Here is a 19,152-nt window from a genome sequence, read left to right on the forward strand (position 1 = left end):
ACGGGGGAAGTGGCGTGCGTCACCTCCGCGCCCACCGCCCTCCGGGTGAGTTTCGTCGCCGTCCCGTCGCAGCCCTTCGCCTTCCGCCGTGGCCAAGCACGGCCTGCACTCCCGGGAGGCGGTCACCGCCTAGTCTGGCGAGCATGCAGAGCGAGGGGACCGAGGCAGCCGAGGGCACGTCCGCGCAGGTGCTCGCACAGGCGCGCGCCGCCGTCGACGCCGGCGCCGTCTGGCGGGCCCGCGACCTGCTCGCCGCTCACGTCGAGGCCGATCGGGACCTCGCGGTGCTGACGATGCTCGGTGAGGTCTACACCTCCATGGGGGACCTGCCGCGGGCCGGTGCCATCTGGTTCGCCGCCGGCGCCAAGGGTGATGAGGTGGATGCCGCGGTGGCGGCGTGGCGGGCGCAGTCCCGTGACGACTTCACGCTCATGTGGCACTCGCTCCCCGCGTCGGTTCGGGTCGAGCCGATGCCGCGCCGGATCGAGGCGCTGCGCGAGCGGGCCCGCGCAGCGGGAGGTGACGTCGACGCGGAGGCGCCGCGGACGGCATCCGACGTCGTTGGTCCTCGCCCCGCCGGCCCGGCCGGGGAGCCTGCGGCTGCGCCGAGCACCGAGCTGACGACTCTTCCCGCTCCTGATGCCGAGGATGAGGAGGAGGGGAAGTTCGACGCCTCGTGGTTCGTCGCGTGGGTGCTGGCCGTGCTGTTCGTGGTGTTCGCGGTGATCGGGTTCGTCACCGCCCTGGGCTGGGTCGTTCCGGGCTGAGGGCTCACGTGACTGGGATGATCGGCGGGTGAGCCCGGACATCGAGCCGTCAGACGCCAGAGCCGCCCGCCGCCAGCAGGCGCGCGAGAACGCCGAGTACCACCGTCTCGCTGCCGAGCGGGCCGCGCAGGCCGAGGCACACGCCACGGCACCGATGGTGGCGGCCTTCGCCGAGGCGATGCGGGCCGCGGGCATCGAGCCCACCCGGCTGCGGGCGATGCCCTACAGCGGCAAGGGCACTCTGCGCACCGATGTCGAAGGCTGGTACGTGCGACGCGACCGCCGCAACGCCGTGGGGGTGGATGGTCGCTGGTACGTCCTCGTCGCGGCGCCGAGCCTGCGCGGCCGGCTGTCCGGCATCCACGTCGAACCGAGTGCCGCCCCGATGCAGGTCGGTGCCGGTGGGCGGGACGGCGACTCGGTGGCGCTGGACGTCCTGTTGCGGCTGCGGCTGGATGCCGGGCGCGACTTCCCGTCGTGATGGGGCGGCATTCTTTCGCCGAGCGGCGACCCGTTCGTTGAGGCGCTGCGGTGTGCCTGTTCCTGAGAGCCGAGGGGCAGGTACCTGTGGGGGAGTCCTTGCGCCGGTGAAGGGATTCCTTGCGGCCGGTAGGCATTCCTGGCGAGGTGCCCCGTGGTGCGCGGCCGGATGTCGTTCAGAGCCGATGACGGGAATCGAACCCGCGTGTCCAGCTTGGGAATCAGACGATGTGGGTTTTCAGAGGGTTGTACCGAGCACATTTCGTGCTCAGCCAGTGGCTCGAGGGTAGCCGCTGAAGGGGGTGGGTGGTGGCCCACATCTGGCACGTCTTGGCACGCCCTCAGGGACCTGCCGGCTGGGGACGAACGACTCTGTCGGGGGGGTGAAGTATGTCTGGGCGGAGGTCGAGTAGGTGGTTGTCGGGCGTCCTGATTCCGTCACGTTCACAGCCGACTCAGCTAGCTCCTCGAGGGGGCGGCCATGCAACTGCCCGCAAGGCTCGTCCTTCCTCCCTCGGTCCGGTTGCCCGAGCCATGCAGCCACACTGCGGCTGCTGAGGCCGCCGGCGCGGGGCGTTGGCTGCGTGCCGCAGCGAAATCAGTTGCCGATGGGTGAGTTCGCGAACTTGGCGCGCCGGGCGCCAGATCTCACCATCTATGCGGATTCGCACGGGGTCGCATCGCCTCGCACTGGGATCGCACCGAGGTATCGCTGATACGGGGTGCGAAACCAGAACTCACCAGCTCTGCAGAGACATCCGGCGGCGTATTCGTGGCGATTGACCAGGGGCACTTTCGGCGTACCGTTTCACCCATGACCAGCGACATCAGCACGGACCTCGAGTCCGAGGAAGCCTTGGACCCGGACGCTGTCAAGGCGACGCCCGAGAGCACCCGTGACTCAATCGTCAAGGCCACGGGGAGCGGCTACACGCCGGTCCGCCACATCCTCGTGCAGAAGTACTCGGGGAGGAACCGTGCGTCCACCCTCGGGAAGCTTGTCCGCGAGAGGAAGCATCGCGAACTCATCCTCTATCTCCTCGTGCTTACCGCCTGGGACGATGGAGCCCGGCCTGCATGGCCTGCCGCTGTGTGGCTGAGGGCGCTCACGGTCTCCAGCAAGCCCAACATGACGTGGTCGCGCTCGAGCCTCTCCGAGACGTGGACGGCTCTCGTGGAGCTCAAGCTCGTGAAGCGGAATCGCGAGCGCCGACGGAGCCGCATCACGCCTCGTAACGAGAGCCGTCGCGGCGTGTATGACCGTCCGGACGGGAAGACGACTGCGAATCACTACCTCGTCCTGCCTGGCGCCTTCTGGGCCGACCTCTGGTTCGACCGCCTGAGCCTGGCAGGGGTGGCCGTGCTGCTCATCCTGCTCAAGGAGACGGGCAAGGACGAGGAGGTTCACATGACCTACGGAGAAGCTGCCTCGTGGTACGGCTTCAGTGAGTCGACGGCGAAGAAGGGATTCCAAGAACTGGTCGCTGTGGGTCTGGCTGAAACCCGCGACACCTACAAGCGAGCTGACTACGCCGAGGATGGCTACTCGGTGGAGCGGTGGTACTGGCTGACGGGCGACTTCTCCACGGCGGCGCGGGAGTCGGCAAGGAAGGACGCCGCGAGAGCACGCCGTATGCGTGCGCGCAAGGTGAAGGCGGTGAGCAAGTCGTGAGGCGCGAAGGCGATCACGCAGCCTCTCTGGCGCGGGAGTTCCGGCTGTTGGTGGCGCCGGCGCTGGGTAGCTGGGCCAAGGTACTCCAACTTCTCGTCCTTCTCGGAGCTGTCGCGGTCCTGATCCTGGTGGTGGTCATCTCCGTGTCGATCGCGGTCGGGGGCGTCGGCTTTGCATCTGGTTTCGTGCGTCAGGGGATCGTGAGTCTCTGAGACGTTGACTTGCGGGCGCCGAGCCACGGGGCGCAGGCCAGCGACGGGCGGCTGACACGCACGGATCCCCGGGTGCCGGTAGACGTTCGGCGGTGTCTTCTAGGGTGTCAACAGCCAAGCCAGGTCGGCGTCGTACTCCGCCCTCGGTTCGTAGATCTCGCCGGAGATAGTCATCTGATAGCTAACCAGGCGCACGCTGTCCCCCTCCGCGCGGTTGAAGAAGTAGCACGCGTGCCGTTCGCTAGAGGGCGAAGAGCGAAGGACGATGAGGTGGCTCAGGGGCAGTGGCCGTGTGCACCCGTCGGTGGCGATGTAAAGCTCTCCCTCCTCCATGATCTCCCCTACGCGTATCGAGCCCGGTCTAAACGGCACATTTGTGCCCATGACAACTTCCACCTCTTGCGTGAGCTCACCTCGCCGCCGGCTTGCCCTGCCTGCGCGTACAAGTGGCATCCGAGTCCACGCTTCCCCGACGAGTGCCCGGAGCTCTTCAAGCGCATTCGTGAGGTAGTCGATTTGGGTCTGCAGGGCGGCTTCACTTGTAGCCCCTGAATGGCCCAGCCACAGGTTGCGCCTGCTGTTGACCTCAGCAAGGAGCTGTACGCAGTTTGGGTTCAGCACAGCCGCGAGGACCCCGGCGCGCGGCCCGCCGAACAGGTTGCAGACGCGGATTCGTTCCTCCGCCTCACCTTCCAACATCGAGCGAAACCGCGACGCGAGCCGCTGGATCACTGCATTCCATGTTCCGAAGGTTGGTCGCTCAAGCGAAAGTCCTGCGCCGACCAACGCCCGGCGCAGGACTGGCGCCTCTACGTCTGCCAGATCCCCATCTTGGCGAAGTGCCGAGAGAAGGACGGTGGCCATGAACGCCGCGTACGACTCCCACGTGTGGAAAATCTGCCGGTGTCGGGCGTCAACACCGTTGCGGCTTGTCAGCGTCCACAGGGCCGTGGCGAAAGGGTAGGGGAGGCTCGCAGTCCAGCGCTCCAGTGACTGGTCGAGGAGGGAGTCGAAGGGGCCTGCCACGAGGTCCGCTTGCTGTTCCCCCGTCCAAAGGTCTGCCCGTGCCTCTTGGACTAGGTTTTCGACGCGACGGAGCGCCAAGAGCGCATTTGCGAAGTCACGCTGAGCAGGCAACGGGCGAACCGGCACCACGAGTTCATCTGCGAGCCTCCAAAGAGACCGAGGGTCCGAGCGCACGGCTCTGATGATGCTTCCGCTTCCTGCCCGGTCTAGAGCTGATGCGAGAGAGGACCTACCGTCGTCGCTGTTGAGCCAGCCCGCCAAGTACTCGGGGTGAATGCTTTCAGGGGCGACCCTGAAGTGGAGGACCCTTCCACTTACGGTTGGTGGCGTCGTTGCAGCAGCACCCGCACCAGTCGGCACGTAGAGGCTGTCCTCCCCGTCAGCCACAGCCCCGTCCGTCATGGACTGCAGAGCGGGCGGGGCAGCAAGCAACGCCGAGAGACGAGTAGTCGACGGGATGTCTCGGCGACTCGCGTCCCTTGGCTCAGGAAAGTGAGGCGCAACATCAAAGCTGATAGTGCTGTCGCCTTCCGCGATCCATTCCACGGGGATCGAGCCGTAGCGTCGGCGCACGTCCCGATCGCTGTCGGCCTCAGCCACCTCCGCTGGCCAAGCAATGTCGTCCCGCCCAGGACGGGAGACGCGGACCATGCGCCGCCCAAACGCGCCTACGTCCACTAGCCGGTTGCTCGGTCCGGGGCGCCCGGTTTGAAGCGCGGACCAGAGGGTCGTTAGGCCTTCCGGGTTCACGCGACGGCGCGCTCCTCGCGCTTGTGTCGTCATGTAGGGGCGGAGATCAACGACGTGAGCCTTTCCCCGCAGTCGCGCAGGCTTGTCCGATCTGAGAATCAGGAGGGACAGGGGTATCTCGGTGTTCTCGGCAAGGCCGCCAGGTAGTTGGACGATGGCCTCGAGCAGGTCGTTCTCCACCAGTGAACGGAGTTGAGTCCGGCAGAGTGGTGTACGACGACGACGGTGAGCGTGTCCTGCTGAGGTAGGCGCGGTCACCGCGTGATCCTTCGAGTGATCTCTCACAACCGACTCGAATTGGAGCACCACGATGACCGCTGCACCCAGTATCGACCCTGCCCGTTTCCTGCAGGACGAGCTCGCTCAGGCCAGCCCTGACTTGATGCGCGACATGCTCACCACGTTCATCAACGCGCTGCTGTCAGCGCAGGCCGACTCCGTGTGCGGGGCTGAGTACGGCACCCGCAGCCAGGACCGGACCAACCGCCGTAACGGGTACCGGCACCGGGACCTGGACACCCGCGCCGGCACGATCGACGTGGCCATCCCCAAGCTGCGTGAGGGGTCCTTCTTCCCGGACTGGCTGCTCACGCGGCGCCGGCGGGCGGAGGAGGCGCTGGTCACCGTCGTGGCGACCTGCTACCTGCTCGGGGTGTCCACCCGGAGGATGGACAAGCTGGTGCGGACCCTGGGCATCACCGGGCTGAGCAAGTCCACCGTCAGCGAGATGGCCAAGGACCTCGACGAGCAGGTCGCGGCGTTCCGCACCCGCCCGCTGACCGAGGGCCCGTACCTGTTCGTGGCCGCGGACGCGCTCACGATCAAGGTCCGCGAGGGCGGTCGGGTCGTCAAGGTTGCGGTCATGGTCGCCACCGGCGTCAACGCCGACGGGTACCGTGAGGTCCTCGGGATCAACTGCGCCACAGCCGAATCCGGTGCCGGCTGGTTGGGGTTCTTCCGTGACCTCGTCGCGCGGGGCCTGTCCGGGGTCGCGCTGGTCACCTCCGACGCCCACGCCGGCCTGATCGACGCGATCGGGGCGACCCTGCCCGCCGCGTCGTGGCAGCGGTGCCGCACCCACTACGCCGCGAACCTCATGGCGATCACCCCCAAGTCCCAGTGGGGGTGGGTCAAGGCGCTGCTGCACTCGGTGTACGACCAGCCCAACACCGAGGCCGTACACGCCCAGTTCGACCGGGTCCTGGACGGGCTGCACGACAAGCTCCCACAGGTGGCCGAGCACCTCGAGGGCGCCCGCGCCGACATCCTCGCGTTCACCGCGTTCCCCAAGGAGATCTGGCGACAGATCTGGAGCAACAACCCCAACGAGCGCCTGAATCGCGAGATCCGCAGGCGCACCGACGTCGTGGGGATCTTCCCCAACCGCGACGCCATCATCCGCCTCGTCGGCGCCGTCCTGGCCGAACAGCACGACGAATGGGCCGAGCAGCGCCGCTACTTCAGCCTCGACGCCCTCACCCGCACCCGCGAGGCCCTCACCGCAGCAAACTCACGAGAGGAGGTCACCGAGCCCGCCCTCATCGGCCAGCTCACCACCTGAACCACCCCCAACGAGGGATCACCCTCGTACACCACCCCATCGGGCTTGACCCGGAGCGAACCCTCCTGAGGGTGGAGCCGTGCCTCAGCAGCCGTTTGCGACAGGTCTCGCACCCAGCGGTACCAGTCGCCAACGTGCTTCGGACGAACATCGCGGAGGAGCATGTCGCCCAGATCCGGGCAAGCCGTGGTCTCGCCAGCGCGGATCGGCGGATCAACGATGAACCGGGTGATCTGTGATTCGTAAAGGGCCCTCGTTCGCGGCCTCAGGCCCTGGTGCTCTTCGAGCCAGTGAAGCGCATAGTCGCTCACGGTGAGGAGCCGCACCGTGGGGTCGTGCCAGCTATCCTGCTGCAACTCGGCGAGCTTGATACCGAGCCAGCCCTCAGCCCTCCGCTTCGTGTCGAACGTGTGCGGGCCGGTGTATTCAACGCCATCAACGGTGTAACGGACCTGAAACCGGCCTGAGGCGAGCGGGCGGATGCTGCCGAACGGGCGCTCGTGCTTGATCCTGCGAGACACGGGGCCTCCTGCGTGGGTGCGATCTGACCCGCGCATTTGGCACGCATTGGCACGTTAGTGTCTTGGGCTGCCCGTTCGTAGGCAGCCAGTGCAAGCGAAAACCGCATGTGACCTGCGGTTTTGCAGTGGAGCCGATGACGGGAATCGAACCCGCGTGTCCAGCTTGGGAAGCTGGCGCTCTACCATTGAGCTACATCGGCACGCCGCCCGGACGGGGCCCGAAGCGGCGTCGGAAGTCTAACCCAACTGCGGTGCGGCGCTCGTCACGGCATCCGACCGGCGACGGCATCCGAGGTTCGCACCGGAAGGTTCAGGTCGACACCACTTAATAAGCGGTGCGAACCTGAAGGTAGTGGCATCGGGCGGGAAAGTTCTGCGGGGGCTGGCGGGTGCATCGAGGGTAGCCTTCCCCTCGTGCTGCTCTCCGACCGCGACATCAGGGCCGAGATCGACAACGGGCGGGTTGTCCTCGACCCGTGGGATCCCGCGATGATCCAGCCCAGCAGCATCGACGTGCGCCTGGACAAGTACTTCCGGCTGTTCGACAACCACAAGTACCCGGTCATCGACCCCTCGCAGGACCAGCCCGACCTCACGCGCCTCGTCGAGGTCGACCCCTCCGACGGGTTCGTGCTGCACCCCGGAGAATTCGTCCTCGGCAGCACCCTCGAGGCCGTCACCCTCCCCGACGACCTCGCGGCCCGCGTCGAGGGCAAGTCCAGCCTGGGTCGCCTCGGCCTGCTCACCCACGCCACTGCCGGCTTCGTCGACCCCGGCTTCACCGGCCACGTCACCCTCGAGCTGAGCAACGTCGCGACCCTGCCGATCATGCTCTGGCCGGGCATGAAGATCGGCCAGCTCGCCTTCTTCCGGCTCTCCTCCCCGGCCGAGCACCCCTACGGCTCAGCCACCTACGGCTCGCACTACCAGGGCCAGCGAGGCCCCACGGCCAGCCGCAGCTTCGCGAGCTTCCACCGCGCCGAGGTGTGACCACCCCGAGCGGCGCGAGCACGCGCAGGCTCCTCTCACCCGAGGGCGGCGATGGGGCAGAGCTGCGCGGGCACGTCCCGCCGCACCCTCGAGCGCTCGCCCTCGTCGTCCACGGCGGCGCCGAAGCAGGAACCGACACCGTCACCTGGCGTCGCCTCGCGGTGCTGCGGATGGCGCCCTTCGCCGGGGCCATCCGCAGCCGAACCCGAGGCGACGTCGCCGTGCTCCGCCTGAAGAACCGAGTCCGCGGCTGGAACGGCCCCGCCGAGGACCCCCTGCGCGACGCCCGTTGGGCCCTGACGCGCATCCGCGAGGTGCACCCCGGCATCCCCATCGCCCTCGTCGGGCACTCGATGGGCGGCCGGGTCGTGCTGCGACTTGCGGACGAGCCCGACGTCGTCGGCATCGCCGCGCTCGCCCCCTGGATCGCGAGCGACGCGCGCGAGCCGCGCCCCGGCATCCCCGCCCTGCTCATGCACGGCAGCCGTGACCGCATCACCGACCCGGCCCGCACCGCGACCCTCGCCCTGCGCTACGACGCCGCGGGTGTCAACGTGCGCCACGACGTCGTCGACGGCGGTGACCACGCGATGCTGCGCCACGCCGGCCGTTGGCACGACACCGTCGCACAGTTCGTCAGCGAGGCTCTTGCCGCGCCAGGCCGAACCAGCTGACGACCCCGCCGAGCGCCAACAAGCCAGCGCACCACAACATCGCCCCGCGGAACCCGGACGTCATCGCGTCGAGGTCGAGGTAGTCGTCGCCGCTCAGCCCGACCAGTGCGGGCAGTGCCGCCACCGCCAGCAGCGACCCCGCCCGAGCGACAGCGTTGTTCACTCCGCTGGCCGCCCCGGCATACCGCCCCGGCGCAGCTGCCAGCACCGCCGCCGTCAGGGGCGACACGAGCAGCGCGAGCCCCAGCGAGAACACGACCATGCCAGGCAGCACCCGAAGCCACGTGGCCCCACCCGCGACGAGCAGCAGCAGCAGCGCCCCGACGGCGCACAGCAGCGGCCCGATCGTCATCGGGATCCGGGGCCCGATGCGCGCCGACAGCGCCGCCGCCCGACTCGAGAACAGCAGCAGCGCGATGGTGATCGGCAGGCCCGACAGCCCTGCCTCGAGCGCCCCCCACCCGGCCGCCCGCAGCTGCAGCACCGTGAACAGCGACACCCCGCCGAGCGCCCCGTAGACGAGCACCGTCATCGCGTTCGCCGCCGAGAACACCCGCGAGCTGAACAGGCTCGGGGGAACGAGCGGGGATGCCGTGCGCCTCTCGACCGCGATCCACGCCACCACGGCCAGGGCCGCCACGGCCCAGGCCACCACCAGCACGGTGCTCGACGCCTCCGTCGTGGCGGTCAGAGCGAAGGTCGCAGCGCCCAGCGCCACGACGGTGAGCACCGCACCGGGGACGTCGAAGCATCCGGTGGCAGCGGCATCCCGACTCTCCGGCGCGCGGCGCACCAACGCGATCGCCGCGAGGCACAAGGGGACGTTGATGGCGAAGATCCACCGCCAGCTCGCGTGGTCGACCAGCCAGCCGCCGAGGAGCGGGCCCACGGCCGCCGCCACCCCGGACACCCCGGCCCAGGTGCCGATCGCCGCTGCCCGGTCCTGGGCGCGGAAGGCGCTCTGGATCAGGGCGAGGGCCCCGGGTGTGAGAAGCGCCGCCCCCACCCCCTGGAGCATCCGCAGCCCGATGAGCTGGCCCGGGCTCTGCGCCACCGCACACGCCACCGACGCGAGCATGAACCACCAGACACCGACGAGGTAGACCCGCCGCCGACCCAACCGGTCGCCGAGCGCACCCCCGACGAGCACGAGCGACGCCAGCGCCAGGAGGTACCCGTTGACCACCCACTGCAGCTGGGCCAGCGAGGCGCCGAGGTCACTGCCGATCGAGCGCAGCGCGACGTTGACGACCGAGCCGTCGAGGATGGCCACCGCCGAGCCGAGGATCAGCCCCGACAGCACCAGCTGCCCGCGGCGGGAGTCGCGCGCGAGGAGATCGCCGTCGGCGGGCGGCGTGGTGGAGATGGGTGAGGTGTCGGGCACGCCGTATGGGTATCACGGACGTTCGACGGATGCCGTGCCCCTGCGTCGTTGCCGCCCTCCTGTCGGTGTGCTCGACTAGGTTTGCGAGCGAAGCCGACACCACCCGTGGGGAGCGAACGATGATCCGGTTCGACGCCGTGACCAAGCAGTTCCCTGACGGCACCATCGCGGTCGACGACCTCACCCTCACCGCGCCCACCGGCAAGATCACCGTGCTCGTCGGGCCCTCGGGGTGCGGAAAGACCACGAGCCTGCGCATGGTCAACCGGATGATCGAGCCCACGAGCGGCACCATCAGCCTCGACGGCCAGGACACCGGGCGCATGAACGCCGCCGAGCTGCGCCGCGGCATCGGCTACGTCATCCAGCACGCGGGCCTGTTCCCGCACCGCACCGTGCTCGACAACATCGGCACCGTGCCCCGGCTCCTGGGGTGGGACAAGAAGCGCACCCGCGACGTGTCGGCCGAGCTGCTCGAACGGGTGGGTCTGGCGCCTGAACTGGGGGCGCGCTATCCGGCCCAGCTCTCGGGCGGGCAGCAGCAGCGGGTGGGGGTGGCCCGGGCCCTTGCCGCCGACCCGCCGGTCATGCTCATGGACGAGCCGTTCTCCGCGGTCGACCCCGTCGTGCGCGACCAGCTGCAGGACGAGTTCCTGCGGCTTCAGTCCGAGCTCGGCAAGACCATCCTGCTCGTGACGCACGACATCGACGAGGCCATCAAGCTCGGGGACCAAGTGGCCGTGCTGCGCGTCGGCGGCAGGCTCGCGCAGGTCGCTGAGCCCGCGTACCTGCTCGCCCACCCGGCCGACGACTTCGTCGCCGACTTCGTGGGGCGCGACCGCGGGTACCGTGCCCTGCAGTTCCAGCAGGTGCCGCGACTGCCGTTGCGCGCCGAGCCGACCGTGCTCCTCGGTGAGGTGCCGTCACGATCGGATTCCGCGTGGTTGCTCGTCGTCGACGGCTCCCGTCGCCCGGTCGGCTGGGTCGAACCGGCCCAGGTCGGGGCGCGGGCGGTCACCGAGGCCGACCTGCACCGCGGCGGCACGGTGGCGCCGGCGCAGGGGTCGCTGCGGGCTGCCCTGGATGCCGCCCTGTCCTCACCGAGCCGTCGCGGCGTCATCGTCGACGACGCCGGAGAGCTGTGCGGCACCGTGCTCGCCCACGAGGTGCTGACCGCCATCGAGGAGACCGACCGACCCGAGCGCGACGAGGGCCTGTCGTGACCTGGCTCGGCGACAACTGGCGCACGGTGCTCGACCTCGCGGTCTCGCACCTGTACCTCGCCGGGGTGCCGCTGGTCATCGGGCTCGTGCTCGCGCTGCCGCTCGGGTGGGCGGCCAAACGGTGGGCGGGCGCGTACCCGGTGATCATCACCGGCACCGGGCTGCTCTACACGATCCCGTCGCTGGCGCTGTTCGTCATGATGCCGCTGCTGCTCGGGACGAAGATCCTCGACCCGGTCAACGTGCTCGTCGCCATGACGATCTACACGGTGGCCCTGCTCGTGCGCACGGTCGCCGACGGGCTTCGGGCGGTGCCCGACCACGTCGAGCAGGCGGCGACGGCCATGGGCTACCGCGGCCTGCGCCGGCTGTTCGGCGTCGAGCTGCCGCTGGCCGTGCCGGTGATCGCCGCCGGGCTGCGGGTGGCTGCCGTGTCGAACGTCAGCATCGTCAGCGTCGCGTCGGTCGTGGGGGTCTCGCAGCTCGGTGACCTGCTCGTCGACGGCTACAACCGGGTCATCTGGGGTGAGCTGCTCACCGGCATCCTCGCGTGCGTGCTGCTGGCGCTGCTGCTCGACCTCGTCATCCAGGCCGGCACGCGCGCGCTCACGCCCTGGGTGCGGGCCCAAGGGGGTCGGCCGTGATCCCCTCGCTCATCTCGTGGTTGACCGACCCGGCCTCGTGGTCGGGGGAGGACGGCATCCCGGCGCGGTTGCTCGAGCACCTGGGGTACACGCTGCTCACGGTGGTGCTGGCCTCACTCGTGGCCATCCCGTTGGGTCTGTGGGTCGGGCACACCGGTCGTGCCCGGTGGCTGGTGTCGCTGACGAACTCGGTGCGGGCGGTGCCGACGCTGGGGTTGCTGTTCGCCGTGTCGCTGCTGCTCGGGCCGCGGATCTCGGGGGAGCTGGCGTTTCTCGTGCCGAGCATCGTCGTGCTCGTCATCCTCGCGATCCCGCCGATCCTCGCGGGCACCTACGCCGGCATCGAGGCCGTGTCGCCGGCCGTTCGGGATGCCGCTCGCGGCGTCGGCATGACCGGCTGGCAGGTCGTGCGCTCGGTCGAAGTGCCGAATGGGATGCCGTTGCTGTTGTCCGGAATCCGCTCGGCGGTGTTGCAGGTGGTCGCGACCGCGACGATCGCTGCCCTGGTCGGGCTCGGCGGGTTGGGGCGCTACCTCATCGACGGCATCGCCCTGGGCGACTACCCCCGGGCCGCCGGTGGGGCCCTGCTCGTCGCGGTGCTGGCCGTGGTGCTCGACGGGGTGTTGGCCCTGGTGCAGCGTCGCGTCGTGTCGCCGGGGCTGACGGCTGGCACGCGCCCGGGACGTGGGGGTGGCCGTGGTAGCGGAGGCGGTCGGGGTGGTCTCGACGGCGCGGGCCAAGATGTCAGTGCCGCGGGGAAGGATTCCTCTGACCAGATGGTTGAGGGCGAAAGGTTCGCGGGGAGACCCGCGCGCCGATCTGACTAGACGCGCCACGGCATCCGACCTGTTTGCCACGACGAAGGGAACCACCCATGAAGCGCACGACCTCAGCGATTGCCCTCGTGGCAGCCTCGATCCTGGGTCTGACCGCCTGCGGAAGTGGCAGTGACCCGCTGACCGCCGAGACCACCGCGGCAGCGACCGGCGGTGCCGGTGGCGAGCCGATCGTCGTCGGTGGGGCGAACTTCTCCGAGTCGACCCTGCTCGCCGAGATCTACGCCGGGGCGCTGCGCGCCAAGGGCGTCGACGCCTCGACCAAGCTCAACATCGGCTCGCGCGAGATCTACCTGCGCGCGCTCGAGGACAACTCGGTGCAGGTGTTCCCGGAGTACACCGGGGCGCTCGCGCTCTACTACGACAAGACCTTCACGGGCACCGACGCCGACGAGGTGTTCGCGCACGTGCAGAAGGTGCTGCCGGACACGCTCACCGTGCTCGACAAGTCGGCCGCGGAGGACAACGACTCGATCGTCGTCACGGCGGAGACGGCGTCGTCGAAGAACCTCAAGACCATCGAGGACCTCAAGGCCGTCGCCGGGGACCTCGCGCTGGCGGCACCGCCGGAGTTCAAGGAGCGCCCGCAGGGGATCCCCGGGCTGGAGTCGACCTACGGCGTGGTGTTCGGGTCGTTCCGTCCGCTGACCGGGCAGGGCATCGTGCAGGCGCTGAAGAACGGGCAGGTCGGGGCGGCGAACATCTTCTCCACCGACCCGGCCATCGCGGCCAACGGGTTGGTGGCCCTGGAGGACACCAAGCGCCTCTTCGGGTCGCAGAACATCGTGCCGCTCGTGCGGGCCGACCGGGCCGACGAGGTCAAGGACGCGCTCAACGCCGTCTCGGCCAAGCTCACCACCGAGTCGATCGCCGAGATGCTCAAGAAGACCGACATCGACAAGGCCGACCCCAAGACCGTGGCCGAGGAGTTCCTCACCACCAACGGTCTGGGCTGACCTTCAGCCGCCAGGCGCGGACGCAGAGGCTCGGCTGCAACGCAGACATCCAGCAACGTAGACGCCCAGCCCCAACGCAGAAGTCAGCAACGCAGACGCCCAGCCCCAACGCAGAAGTTCGGGGGGCACGCAGCAATAACAGCGTGCCCCCCGAACTGCTGCGTGGCCCTTGAACTGCTGCGTTGTGCTGAGGGGTTGGCCCGCCGCTTCTTGGCCGCTGCCCCGGCGAAACGAACTCGGCTCGTTGGCACACTTTCTCCGTCGTCCCAGTGATGACGGAGAAGGTGCTCACGTGGCGGAGGTATTTCTCCGCCACAACGAAACAACCCCGCCATCACTGCGACGGCGGGGTTGTTTCGGATGTGCGGCCGGTCAGTCCCAGGGATCGGGCTCGTCGAGCAGCGCTGCATCCCCGGTGAACCCTGCCGCGGGCTTCGAGTCCTCGGCTGCTGCACTTGCCGAGACAGATTCGACCGATTGGTCATCCTTGTCCGACACAGGCTCGTCCCAGGGGTTCGGCTCGGTCGCAGCGGCGACGGCTGCGGCAGGTGCCGGCCCGGCGGGTTCGTCCCACGGGTCTGGCTCGGTTGCAGCGGGTGCCACCGCAGCTGGCTCACCGGGTGAAGCATCCGTTGCGGATGGTTCGGGTTCGTCCCAGGGGTCGGGCTCGCTCGCGGCTGCCACCTGTGCGGCAGGTGCCGGCGTGGTGGGCTCGTCCCACGGGTCTGGCTCGGTTGCAGCGGCTGCTGCGGGTGCCGTGGGGGATGCCGGTGCGGCGGGCTCGTCCCAGGGGTCGGGCTCGCTCGCGGCTGCCACCTGTGCGGCAGGTGCCGGCGTGGTGGGCTCGTCCCACGGGTCTGGCTCGGTTGCAGCGGCTGCTGCGGGTGAACCGCCCCGGCATGTCGGGAGACTCCAAACCTTGGGAAGGTTGGAGTCATGTCTGGGAACACGTCGAAGAGGTACCCGCCTGAGCTGAAGTCGCGGGCGGTGCGCATGTTCGAGGAGATCCGCCAGGATCACGCCACGGACTGGGAGGCGATGGGCAAGGTCGCCCAGCTGCTGGGGGTGAGCACCGCAGAGACCGTCCGCAAGTGGGTGCGCCAGGCCCAGGTCGACCAAGGCGCCCGTCCTGGCGTCACCAGCGAGGAGTCGGCCGAGGTCAAACGGTTGAAACGAGAGAACGCCGAGCTGCGGCGGGCAAACTCGATCCTGAAGGCTGCGGCGGCTTTCTTCGGAGCCGAGCTCGACCGGCCCTCCCGTTGATCGTGGAGTTCATCCGCGAGCACGCCGACCGCCGTGAGGAGCGCGACAACGGTGGCCTGCGTTGGGGTGTCGAGCCGATCTGCACCGTGCTGACCGAGCACGGGCTGCCGATCGCCCCGTCGACGTACTACGCACACGTGAACCGGCCAGCCACCGCGCGGGAGCATCGGGATGCGGTGCTGCTCAGCGAGATCCGCCGCGTCCACGCCGGCAACTACGGCGTGTACGGGGCGCGCAAGGTGTGGCTCCAGCTCAACCGCGAGGGTATTGCGGTGGCACGGTGCACGGTCGAGCGGCTGATGCGCGAGGACGGCCTTACCGGCGCGGTCCGGGGCAAGGTCAAGCGCACCACGATCGCTGACCCAGCCGGCCCGCGGGCGCGTGACCTGGTCCGGCGCGACTTCGCCCCGCTGGCTCCAGACCGGCTCTGGGTCGCCGACATCACCTACGTCTCGACGTGGAGCGGGTGGGTGTATGTCGCGTTCGTCATCGACGCCTACGCCCGACGGATCATCGGCTGGCGGTGCGGCTCGAGCATGTCCACCCAGCTGGTCCTGGACGCCCTCGAACAGGCCGTCTGGACGCGCGAACGTGAGGGTCGTTCGCTGGAATCGGTTGTGGCGCACACGGATCGAGGGTCGCAGTACACCGCGATCCGGTACACCGAACGCCTCGCCGAGGCGAACATCGCCGCCTCGGTCGGCTCCGTCGGCTCGTCCTACGACAACGCTCTGGCCGAGTCGATCAACGGGCTGTACAAGACCGAGCTGATCAAACCACGCGGGCCATGGCGCACCCTGGACACCGTCGAGATCGCGACCGCCGAGTGGGTCGACTGGTTCAACCATCGCCGGCTCTACGAGTACTGCGGTGACATCCCACCGGCCGACCTCGAGATCGCCTACTACGCTCAAACACGAGCCCAGCAGGAACTGGAGCTCTCAAACCACTGAGTCTCCCGACTCACCGGGGCGGTTCAGGGTGCCGTGGGGGATGCCGGTGCGGCGGGCTCGTCCCACGGGTCTGGCTCGGTTGCAGCGGCTGCTGCGGGTGCCGTGGGGGATGCCGGTGCGGCGGGCTCGTCCCAGGGGTCGGGCTCGCTCGCGGCTGCCACCTGTGCGGCAGGTGCCGGCGTGGTGGGCTCGTCCCACGGGTCTGGCTCGGTTGCAGCGGCTGCTGCGGGTGCCGTGGGGGATGCCGGTGCGGCGGGCTCGTCCCAGGGGTCTGGCTCGGTCGCGGCTGCGGCGGATGCCGGCGCGGCAAGTTCGTCCCACGGGTCGGGTTCAGTTGCAGCGGCCGCTGCGGGTGCCGTGGGGGATGCCGGGGCGGCAGATTCGTCCCAGGGGTCCGGCTCGCTCTCGCCTGCCGCGGGTGCTGCTGCCGCTGGTTGGTCCCACGGGTCCGGCTCGGCTGGCTCACCCTGTGAAGCATCTGGACTAGACGTGGCTGGGGTGTCCCAGGGGTCGGCTTCGGCGTTGGTGGTGGCTGTACCTGGAGTGACCTTTTGGTCGATCTCGGTACGGGTGGACGCGGCGGCTGCACCCACGACGGCAGCACCCGCGGAGGCGCCAGCGGCACCCGCGGCAGCGGCGGTGGCCGCAGCGGCAGGTGCGGTGACCTCGGGAGCCGGCGCGGCCGGCATCCGGCCACCGTCAGCCTCACCCGACGACGAGCCGCCATCCGCAGGGCCAGCGCCAGCACCAACGCCATCCCCATCCGCAGTCCCACGGCGAACAGCAGCCAGCAGCATCTGCGCGACGTCGACGACCTCGACCGACTCGGCAACGCCGCCGGCCTGAGCAGCCGTCAGGCCGTCAGAGATCATCACCCGGCAGAACGGGCAGCCGATGGCGATCCGCTCAGCGCCGGTGCCGATGGCCTCCTCGGTGCGGTTGGTGTTGATCCGCGTGCCGAGCTTCTCCTCCATCCACATGCGGGCACCGCCGGCGCCGCAGCAGAACGACTTCTCCTTGGTGCGCTCCATCTCGCGCAGCTCGACGCCGGGCAGTGCACCGATCAGCTCGCGCGGCGGGGCGTAGACGTCGTTGTGCCGGCCGAGGTAGCACGGGTCGTGGTAGGTCACCGTCTCGGCGGTCGACGCGGGGTTCTTCGCCGTCGACATCCCCGGAACGTCCGCCGGCCGCGCCACCGGCACGAGCTTCTTGTCGCGCACCAGGCGGTTGAGCAGCTGGGTGTGGTGCACGACCTCGTAGTTCCCGCCGATCTGCGGGTACTCGTTCTTGATCGTGTTGAAGCAGTGCGCGCACGTCACGACGACCTTGGTGACGCCGAACTCCCCGAACGTCTCGACGTTCTGCGCCGCCAACGTCTGGAAGAGCAGCTCGTTGCCGGCCCGCCGCGCCGAGTCACCGGTGCACGTCTCGCCGTCGCCGAGCACCGCGAAGGTCACCCCGGCGGTGTCGAGCAGCTCCGCCACCGCACGCGTCGTCTTCTTCGCGCGGTCCTCGTACGCCCCCGCGCACCCCACCCAGAACAGCCACTCCACCTCCGACGCCGACTCCACGTCCTGGCCCAGCACCTTCACCGGGAAAGGCAGGTCCTTGGCCCAGTCCAGCCGGGCCCGCGCACCCATGCCCCACGGGTTGCCCTTGCCCTCGAGGTTCTTGAACAGCCCTCCGAGCTCGCTCGGGAACGCCGACTCGATGAGCGTGGCGTACCGGCGCATGTCGATGATGTGGTCGACGTGCTCGATGTCGACCGGGCACTGCTCGACGCACGCGCCACACGTGGTGCACGACCACAGCACGTCCTGGTCGATCACGGCGTCGGGGCCGTGGGGGTTGTACGCCGACAGCGGCGAGTCGGCCGAGTACCCGGTCTCCCCGACGAGCGCCATCGCCGACCAGTCGATGACCGACCCCTCGGATGCCGTGGCCCCCGCCGCTGCCGCCCCGCCACCCACCGTGGCCAGCGCCTTCGCCTCGTCGCCGTCGTTCGCTGCCAGGGCCTTGAGGAACGGGGCCTTGGCGTCTGCGTGGTCGCGCAGGGTCATCATGAGCAGCTTCGGCGACAGCGGCTTGTCGGTGTTCCACGCGGGACACTGCGACTGGCAGCGGCCACACTCGGTGCAGGTGGAGAAGTCGAGCAGGCCCTTCCAGGTGAAGTCCTCGACCTTGCCGACGCCGAGGGTGTCGCCCTCCTCGAGCTCCTCCATGGCCTCCATGTCGAAGGGCTTGCCGCCGATGGTGAGCGGCTTGGCGGCACCCAGGGCCGTGCGCCCCGAGGCCTCGCGCTTGAACCAGATGTTCGGGAACGCGAGGAAGCGGTGCCAGGCGACACCCATCGTCGGCTGGAGGGAGATCGTGATCATCCACGCGAACGAGATGAGGATCTTGATGGTCGCGACGACGTAGACCCACGTGGCCAGCCCGGGCAGTGACACCCCGGAGAACAGCCCTGCCATCCACCCGGTGAGGGGGAAGTGCAGCGCCAGCGAGGTCTCCGGCTCCAGGCGCGCCACCATCGCAGACTCCAGCCCGCGCAGCAGCAGGATGCAGATCGTGACGAAGAAGATCGTCGCCTCGACGTAGTACGCCTGCCAGAAGTTCGAGCCGAAGAAGCGCGAGCGCCGCCCGCCCTCGCCGGCGGCCGAGCGCGGGTGGTTCCTCTGCCGGATGGCGATGAGCACGACGATGCCGATGAGCCCCGCCCACGCGAACACCTCGACGAGCCACTCGAAGGGCGGGAAGTGCCCGATGATCGGCAGCCGGTAGTCGGGCTGCACGAGCTGGAAGAACGCGTTGACGAGCGTGGTGAACAGGATGAGGAACGCCAGCGCGGTGAACCAGTGCGCCACCGCGACGACCTTCAGCCGGGACATCCGGGTGTGGCCGAGGAACTCCTTCGCCAACGTCCAGGTGCGCGCGCCCGGCGAACCCGTGCGCCCGGCATCCGGCTGGCCGAGGCGGTACAGCGCGACGAACCGGCCGAGCTGGCGGAACAGCAGCGCCCACCCGATGAGCGGGATGACGAAGCACAGGGCGAGCGCGACGCCCTGGATGGCGCTGAAGCCACCGAAGCGCTCGTCGGGCGTGGGCACGATGCCGCTGGCCAGGACGTGCACCGGCGTGGAGGCAAGGACGGCAGACATGGGCGCAGCCTAGCCGCGGTAAGCGCTCGCTCACCTGAGCTGTGACAGGCGTCAACCCATCGGATGCCGTGAGCTCACCCTC

Annotated in this window: 17 protein-coding genes, 1 tRNA gene and 1 pseudogene; 12 read left to right on the forward strand and 7 right to left on the reverse strand. The window is 69.3% G+C overall.

The features are described from left to right. The first annotated feature begins 143 nt into the window (after positions 1-143). From C8E84_RS12425 to C8E84_RS12440, 4 genes are all read left to right on the forward strand, one after another. Entirely contained in the window at positions 144-767 is a 624-nt protein-coding gene (locus tag C8E84_RS12425; protein ID WP_159902578.1) for a DUF6584 family protein, read from the forward strand. Positions 768-795: 28 nt separating this feature from the next. Beyond that, on the forward strand, positions 796-1,248 hold the full coding sequence (locus tag C8E84_RS12430; protein WP_159902580.1) for a hypothetical protein: 453 nt from the start codon (positions 796-798) through the stop codon (positions 1,246-1,248). Positions 1,249-2,061: 813 nt separating this feature from the next. Further along, positions 2,062-2,919 (forward strand): ArsR family transcriptional regulator, encoded by an 858-nt coding sequence (locus C8E84_RS12435; protein WP_159902582.1) that lies wholly within the window; start codon positions 2,062-2,064, stop codon positions 2,917-2,919. Beyond that, positions 2,916-3,131 carry a hypothetical protein gene (locus tag C8E84_RS12440; protein WP_159902584.1) on the forward strand — a complete coding sequence of 72 codons (216 nt, stop codon included), beginning with the start codon at positions 2,916-2,918 and terminating at the stop codon, positions 3,129-3,131. Before C8E84_RS12435 ends, C8E84_RS12440 begins: the two co-directional genes overlap by 4 nt. A gap of 99 nt (positions 3,132-3,230) precedes the next feature. On the opposite strand, the gene C8E84_RS12445 is transcribed toward C8E84_RS12440, so the two are convergent. Continuing rightward, positions 3,231-4,757 (reverse strand): restriction endonuclease subunit S domain-containing protein, encoded by a 1,527-nt coding sequence (locus C8E84_RS12445; protein WP_246196920.1) that lies wholly within the window; start codon positions 4,755-4,757, stop codon positions 3,231-3,233. Positions 4,758-4,907: 150 nt separating this feature from the next. Further along, a pseudogene (locus tag C8E84_RS18550) lies at positions 4,908-5,216 on the reverse strand (N-6 DNA methylase); the annotation flags it as partial. Position 5,217: 1 nt separating this feature from the next. On the opposite strand from C8E84_RS18550, the gene C8E84_RS12450 reads away from it, so the two are divergent. Next, positions 5,218-6,468: an IS256 family transposase gene (locus tag C8E84_RS12450; protein ID WP_159902588.1), complete on the forward strand. Its 1,251-nt coding sequence runs from the start codon at positions 5,218-5,220 to the stop codon at positions 6,466-6,468. Here C8E84_RS12450 and C8E84_RS12455 read toward each other — a convergent pair. Together C8E84_RS12455 and C8E84_RS12460 are read right to left on the reverse strand one after the other, a co-directional pair. Then, positions 6,363-6,989: an N-terminal phage integrase SAM-like domain-containing protein gene (locus tag C8E84_RS12455; protein WP_159902590.1), complete on the reverse strand. Its 627-nt coding sequence runs from the start codon at positions 6,987-6,989 to the stop codon at positions 6,363-6,365. The two genes, C8E84_RS12450 and C8E84_RS12455, sit on opposite strands and share 106 nt — an antisense overlap. 126 nt (positions 6,990-7,115) lie before the next feature. Continuing rightward, a tRNA-Gly gene (locus C8E84_RS12460) sits at positions 7,116-7,189 on the reverse strand. A gap of 214 nt (positions 7,190-7,403) precedes the next feature. Here C8E84_RS12460 and dcd point away from each other — a divergent pair. Both dcd and C8E84_RS12470 read left to right on the forward strand, forming a co-directional pair. After that, the gene (gene dcd, locus C8E84_RS12465) at positions 7,404-7,979 is read left to right on the forward strand and encodes a dCTP deaminase (RefSeq protein WP_159902592.1); all 576 of its coding nucleotides are present in this window, start codon (positions 7,404-7,406) and stop codon (positions 7,977-7,979) included. After that, complete coding sequence (locus C8E84_RS12470; protein WP_211675527.1) at positions 7,976-8,653, forward strand: alpha/beta hydrolase; 678 nt, start codon at positions 7,976-7,978, stop codon at positions 8,651-8,653. The genes dcd and C8E84_RS12470 overlap by 4 nt, the downstream gene beginning before the upstream one ends. On the opposite strand, the gene C8E84_RS12475 is transcribed toward C8E84_RS12470, so the two are convergent. Next, positions 8,616-10,037, reverse strand: a complete 1,422-nt coding sequence (locus C8E84_RS12475) for an MFS transporter (RefSeq protein ID WP_246196921.1) — start codon at positions 10,035-10,037, stop codon at positions 8,616-8,618. The two genes, C8E84_RS12470 and C8E84_RS12475, sit on opposite strands and share 38 nt — an antisense overlap. 119 nt (positions 10,038-10,156) lie before the next feature. Between C8E84_RS12475 and C8E84_RS12480 the strand changes: the two genes are divergently transcribed. Genes C8E84_RS12480 through C8E84_RS12495 form a run of 4 tightly spaced genes read left to right on the forward strand, consistent with a single transcriptional unit; the run spans position 10,157 to position 13,696 of the window. Continuing rightward, positions 10,157-11,260 carry an ABC transporter ATP-binding protein gene (locus C8E84_RS12480; protein WP_159902594.1) on the forward strand — a complete coding sequence of 368 codons (1,104 nt, stop codon included), beginning with the start codon at positions 10,157-10,159 and terminating at the stop codon, positions 11,258-11,260. Next, complete coding sequence (locus C8E84_RS12485) at positions 11,257-11,904, forward strand: ABC transporter permease (protein WP_159902596.1); 648 nt, start codon at positions 11,257-11,259, stop codon at positions 11,902-11,904. Before C8E84_RS12480 ends, C8E84_RS12485 begins: the two co-directional genes overlap by 4 nt. Beyond that, positions 11,901-12,731 (forward strand): ABC transporter permease, encoded by an 831-nt coding sequence (locus C8E84_RS12490; RefSeq protein ID WP_159902598.1) that lies wholly within the window; start codon positions 11,901-11,903, stop codon positions 12,729-12,731. Before C8E84_RS12485 ends, C8E84_RS12490 begins: the two co-directional genes overlap by 4 nt. Positions 12,732-12,778: 47 nt before the next feature. Then, the gene (locus C8E84_RS12495) at positions 12,779-13,696 is read left to right on the forward strand and encodes an ABC transporter substrate-binding protein (protein WP_159902600.1); all 918 of its coding nucleotides are present in this window, start codon (positions 12,779-12,781) and stop codon (positions 13,694-13,696) included. 372 nt (positions 13,697-14,068) lie between these two features. Here C8E84_RS12495 and C8E84_RS12500 read toward each other — a convergent pair whose 3' ends face one another. Next, entirely contained in the window at positions 14,069-14,512 is a 444-nt protein-coding gene (locus C8E84_RS12500; protein ID WP_159902602.1) for a hypothetical protein, read from the reverse strand. 120 nt (positions 14,513-14,632) lie between these two features. On the opposite strand from C8E84_RS12500, the gene C8E84_RS12505 reads away from it, so the two are divergent. Beyond that, positions 14,633-15,912, forward strand: a protein-coding gene (locus C8E84_RS12505; protein WP_159901087.1) for an IS3 family transposase whose coding sequence is annotated in 2 segments (ribosomal slippage) — positions 14,633-14,921 and positions 14,921-15,912 — 1,281 coding nt in all. Because the reading frame shifts where the segments join, the coding sequence is not laid out codon by codon here. Positions 15,913-15,935: 23 nt separating this feature from the next. Here the strand turns inward: C8E84_RS12505 and C8E84_RS12510 are convergent. Then, entirely contained in the window at positions 15,936-19,070 is a 3,135-nt protein-coding gene (locus C8E84_RS12510; RefSeq protein WP_159902604.1) for a (Fe-S)-binding protein, read from the reverse strand. Between the last annotated feature and the right edge of the window lie 82 nt (positions 19,071-19,152).

The organism is Ornithinibacter aureus (assembly GCF_009858245.1).
GTDB lineage: Bacteria > Actinomycetota > Actinomycetes > Actinomycetales > Dermatophilaceae > Fodinibacter > Fodinibacter aureus.

Coding starts and splice junctions, on each gene's coding strand:
- C8E84_RS12425 (WP_159902578.1), top strand. CDS start 144: ATGCAGAGCGAGGGGACCGAGGCAGCCGAGGGCACGTCCGCGCAGGTG.
- C8E84_RS12450 (WP_159902588.1), top strand. CDS start 5,218: ATGACCGCTGCACCCAGTATCGACCCTGCCCGTTTCCTGCAGGACGAG.
- C8E84_RS12495 (WP_159902600.1), top strand. CDS start 12,779: ATGAAGCGCACGACCTCAGCGATTGCCCTCGTGGCAGCCTCGATCCTG.
- C8E84_RS12480 (WP_159902594.1), top strand. CDS start 10,157: ATGATCCGGTTCGACGCCGTGACCAAGCAGTTCCCTGACGGCACCATC.
- C8E84_RS12510 (WP_159902604.1), bottom strand. CDS start 19,070: ATGTCTGCCGTCCTTGCCTCCACGCCGGTGCACGTCCTGGCCAGCGGC.
- C8E84_RS12435 (WP_159902582.1), top strand. CDS start 2,062: ATGACCAGCGACATCAGCACGGACCTCGAGTCCGAGGAAGCCTTGGAC.